Below are 4072 nucleotides of genomic sequence, written 5' to 3' on the forward strand. Positions count from 1 at the left end.
TGGGACAACCAGCTTGGCAATGAGCCAGCGCTGCAAATGGCGATGGACAGAAAGTTCAAGGACTACCGCGGCACAGGTGCCATCACGCCGGGTTTTTCATCTGACACGATTCGCAGGCTGGGTCTTCAGTTGGGCAACATTGAAACCTCGGCCACGGCGGGTATTGAAGGCCGCATGGGCTGGAACATCCCGAACGACTTCGGTACTTATCCGATTCGGCCGGGGGCTGAAAACCGTCCTCCATCTGCTTCATCCATTCATGGGGGGCCGGGCGATATCGCCTCACTTGCCACCAGGCCGCGTGCCGGCATCCATCTTTTTGGAACGCTTGAGACCAAGCTGGTGTTGCACGACTTCTCGCTTGACGGCAACCTTTTCCAGTCCAGCCACAGCGTCACCCGAATTCCTTGGGTTGCACAGGCTGCTGTTGGCTTCAGCGCGCAAAGTCCGGTGGCAGGCCACGGTGTCAGGTTGGCGGTGATGCGCGTTTGGCGAAGCAGGGAATTTGAGGAACAAGGCCCAAGCCACGCTTATGGCTCTGTCACGCTGAGTATCGAGTTTTAGACGCACCAAGGAATCAAAAAATGAACCATCAAACCATGCCCGGCTATTTACCGCAATGGGCACACTTGTTTTTATTGTCACCACTGGTCGCTGCACTGGTTGGATGCGCATCAGGGCCTGATTACCAGCGCCCTGAGTCACCCTCCGTGACGGGTTTTACGACCGCGACTCTGCCCGCCAAGACCGCTGCCAGCCCAGGGGTTCATGGTGCGTCGCAGCAGTTTGCTGTACAACCCGTCCCTGCCGAATGGTGGAAAACACTCCAATCTGACAAGCTCACCCGACTGATCGACCAAGCATTGGTTGCTAGCCCAACACTTGCTGCAGCGCAAGCCACCCTGCGCCAAGCGCAGCAAAATTACGCCGCCTCCTCGGGCTCAACAGAGTTGCCGCAAGTCAATGCAAAGCTTGGTGCACAGCGGCTTGGCACCAACAACACTGCCGCAGGTTTGACTGGCGGCGACCGCACTTACGACCTCTACAACGCCACGGTTGCCGTCAGTTACGACTTGGACTTGGCAGGCGGCAACCGCCGAGCGCTTGAAGCATTGACCGCGCAAGTGAACTACCAGTCTTACCAACTGGAAGGCGCACGCCTGACGCTAGCTGCCAATTTGGTGCTCACGGCCATCATGCAGGCGCAACTCAACGCTCAAATCCAGGTCACAGAAACCATTCTGCAACAGCAAGCTGAGCAACTTGCCCTTACCCGCAAGCGCCTTGAACTGGGTGCTGGCTCACAACTTGATGTGCTTGCATTGCAAACGCAGATGACACAAACGCAAGCCGGTTTGCCGGTGATACAAAACAGGCGGGAGCAAACACGCCATTTGCTGGCGGTACTTGCAGGCCTCGCACCGGGTGATGCCCGAGTACCCAACTTCGAGTTGACGGATCTTTCTTTGCCATCAGCTTTGCCGGTCAGTGTGCCATCGGAATTGCTCCGCCGCCGTCCGGATGTGCGGGCCGCTGAAGCCTTGTTGCAAGCAGCCAGCGCTCAATACGGGGTCGCGATTGCAAAGCTTTACCCGCAACTGACGCTGACGGCCAACCTGGGTTCGCAAGCCTTGACAACGGCCAGCCTGTTTGGTGCGGGTTCCTTGATCTGGAGCCTGGGCGGCCAACTCGTGCAACCGTTGTTCAATGCCGGGTTGAAGGCCAATACCAGGGCGACTGAAGCTGGCCTTGATGCAGCGCAAGCCAATTACCAACAAACCGTGCTGCAGTCGCTGCGCAATGTGGCGGACGTGCTGCGCACAGTGGAGAGCGATGCGAAAGTACAGCAATCACTGGAAAGTGTCACAGCATCTGCGCAGGAATCGCTGCGGCTGGTTGAGCAGCAATACGGGCTGGGTGCCGCAAGCTATTTGCAACTGCTTCAATCGCAACAACAAGCGCAACAAACGCTCATCAGCGTGGTGGAGTTGCGCGCGCGGCGACTGGCCAATACGGTAACCCTCTATCAGGCGATGGGAGGTGGCTACACAGAAACCTTGAAATCCGGGCAGCCTGGCTGAGGGCGTGTTTTGTCGTTTTGCAACGGGTGCCAACGTTCATCTTGATTGGCGCATTGACGGTGCCAACCTCCCAACTGGAAATCAACTTGACTCAGACGCCATGCCTTCCCGATACATGGCAAAACCCTCAAATGCCTCACGCAACATCAACTCACGCTGGTACAAATCGGCATTCATTCTGAGTGCCAAGCTCTGGATCATGCCGATGAAAATACTCGCCGCAGTGCGTGGTTCGATGTTGTCACGGATGAGTCCTTGAGTTTTCGCCTGCCCGATCATCTGGCAAAGACGCGCTTCATACTGGTCGATGACCTTCTGGATGCGTCGACGAATGCGGGAGTCGCCGTTTTGAGACAACCACCCCAAAAGGCGCTTGGGAATGTCCGGGTGCTGCGCGATGAACGATGCTTGAGATTTGAACGCCTGTTCGAGTTCTTGCAGAGGATTTTGATGACGTCGCGCGGTGCGCTTCACCAGGCGCATCAAGTCCCCGCGTGCACGGGACAAAAAATGATCCTGCGCACCGTGACTGTCTAATGCCAACACAAGCAGCAGCCCTTTTGTTGCATTGACTGTGCATGGCTTGTCGGCAAACAAATATTGACGCGTGGTGCTCATCCACTGCGCCAAATGTGTCTCTTCAAAATATTCCGTGTCACCTGTGTTCATGAGGTACATCCTGTGCCCTTGGGGCTGTAGGGTTCAATGAAGAAAAGTCTTGGCGCAATGCGTCAAGAAAGGCTGGCAGAACTAACAATGTCCGTTATTTCTGTCAGAGGCTGATCGCCGCAGGAAATCCCGTTGGCGATAGTTTTCTGCCCATGTTTTGCCATCTGGATCCACGCCGAGTTTTGTAATGAGACTACTGAAAAATTGATAAACCTACTAACGTCCGCGGCCTGAGCCGCCCCGACCAGCACCACCCGATCCACCTGACCCTCCTGTGCTTCCCCCACTGCTGCCTGATGTGCGGCCGGTCTGCCGGGTTTCAAAACCGGCACCGTAAGGCAACTGCGTTGCCGCCTGCTCAGGCACAACCGGTGCAGCATCAGTTGGCGCCTTGGCAGGGCGAAGCGACAGATTCAGCGGACGGGCGGGCAAGCTGCCCACATCGGCCGGGAGAGACTGCGCCTGCGTGCCAGACATGGCCACCAGCAGCAACGGGAAGAGGAAAGATCGTGTGTTCATGGTGTTTGTTTTCAGGTAGGTGTATGGTGCGGTATGCCTGTCGTCACCAGATGTCGGCCACGCCTTGCTTTGTATCAGTGTGTCGCCAAAGGCATCAAACAGGCACTGACGCGGCTCAGCCTACAGAGGTGTGCCGTAAACTGTACCCAAACCCACCATGACCACCTCAAGCCCCCACCGTATTCTTGTCGTTGACGATGACCCCGACCTGCGCGACCTGCTCGCCACTTATTTGGGTACCAATGGGTTTGCCGTCTCCAGCGCCAACGATGGCAACGCTATGTGGGCCGCTCTGGAAGCCGGCATGCCCGACGCCATCGTGCTCGATTTGATGCTGCCGGGCGAGGATGGCCTGGCCCTGACACGGGCGCTGCGGGTCAAGTCTTCGGTACCTATTCTGATGTTGTCAGCGCGTGGTGAGGAACTTGACCGCGTCATCGGCCTGGAAGTTGGCGCCGATGACTACCTGGCCAAACCCTTTGGCCCGCGCGAGTTGCTGGCGCGCTTGCGGGCCTTGCTGCGCCGGGGCCAGGCAAGCGCAACAGAATCGACCGCACTCAAAGCGCAGGCCAGGTTTGGACCGTTTTCACTTGACACGCTGGGGCATCGCCTGTTGCGTGACGGTCAGGAAGTGGCGCTCACCAGCGGTGAATATGACCTGCTGGCCGCGCTGGTAGCACACCCCAACCGGGTGCTGTCGCGCGACACCCTGGTGGACAGGTTGCGCGGTTACGAGCGCGACCCGTTTGACCGCAGCATTGACAACCGCGTTACCCGGCTGCGCCGCAAGATCGAGCTTGAGC

Annotated in this window: 5 protein-coding genes; 3 read left to right on the plus strand and 2 right to left on the minus strand. The window is 57.7% G+C overall.

Annotation, left to right across the window (positions count from 1 at the left end):
* Positions 1–564: lipid A deacylase LpxR family protein (locus PHQ58_RS23405; RefSeq protein WP_300116292.1), on the plus strand; the 564-nt coding region annotated here is incomplete at its 5' end.
* A gap of 20 nt (positions 565–584) precedes the next feature.
* On the plus strand, positions 585–2081 hold the full coding sequence (locus PHQ58_RS23410; RefSeq protein ID WP_300116295.1) for an efflux transporter outer membrane subunit: 1497 nt from the start codon (positions 585–587) through the stop codon (positions 2079–2081).
* An 81-nt stretch (positions 2082–2162) separates the two neighbouring features.
* Here the strand turns inward: PHQ58_RS23410 and PHQ58_RS23415 are convergent, their stop codons facing one another.
* Positions 2163–2750, minus strand: a complete 588-nt coding sequence (locus PHQ58_RS23415) for a hypothetical protein (protein ID WP_300116298.1) — start codon at positions 2748–2750, stop codon at positions 2163–2165.
* 216 nt (positions 2751–2966) lie between these two features.
* Entirely contained in the window at positions 2967–3269 is a 303-nt protein-coding gene (locus PHQ58_RS23420; protein WP_300116301.1) for a hypothetical protein, read from the minus strand.
* A 157-nt stretch (positions 3270–3426) separates the two neighbouring features.
* Here PHQ58_RS23420 and PHQ58_RS23425 point away from each other — a divergent pair.
* On the plus strand, positions 3427–4072 hold a 646-nt coding region (locus tag PHQ58_RS23425), incomplete at its 3' end, for a response regulator (RefSeq protein ID WP_300116304.1).

Source organism: Rhodoferax sp., from assembly GCF_028688795.1.
In the GTDB taxonomy this organism is placed as follows: domain Bacteria; phylum Pseudomonadota; class Gammaproteobacteria; order Burkholderiales; family Burkholderiaceae_C; genus Rhodoferax.

Excerpts from the sequence above, each read along its gene's own strand:
- PHQ58_RS23420 (WP_300116301.1), bottom strand. The coding sequence starts at position 3,269 with ATGAACACACGATCTTTCCTCTTCCCGTTGCTGCTGGTGGCCATGTCT.
- PHQ58_RS23415 (WP_300116298.1), bottom strand. The coding sequence starts at position 2,750 with ATGAACACAGGTGACACGGAATATTTTGAAGAGACACATTTGGCGCAG.
- PHQ58_RS23410 (WP_300116295.1), top strand. The coding sequence starts at position 585 with ATGAACCATCAAACCATGCCCGGCTATTTACCGCAATGGGCACACTTG.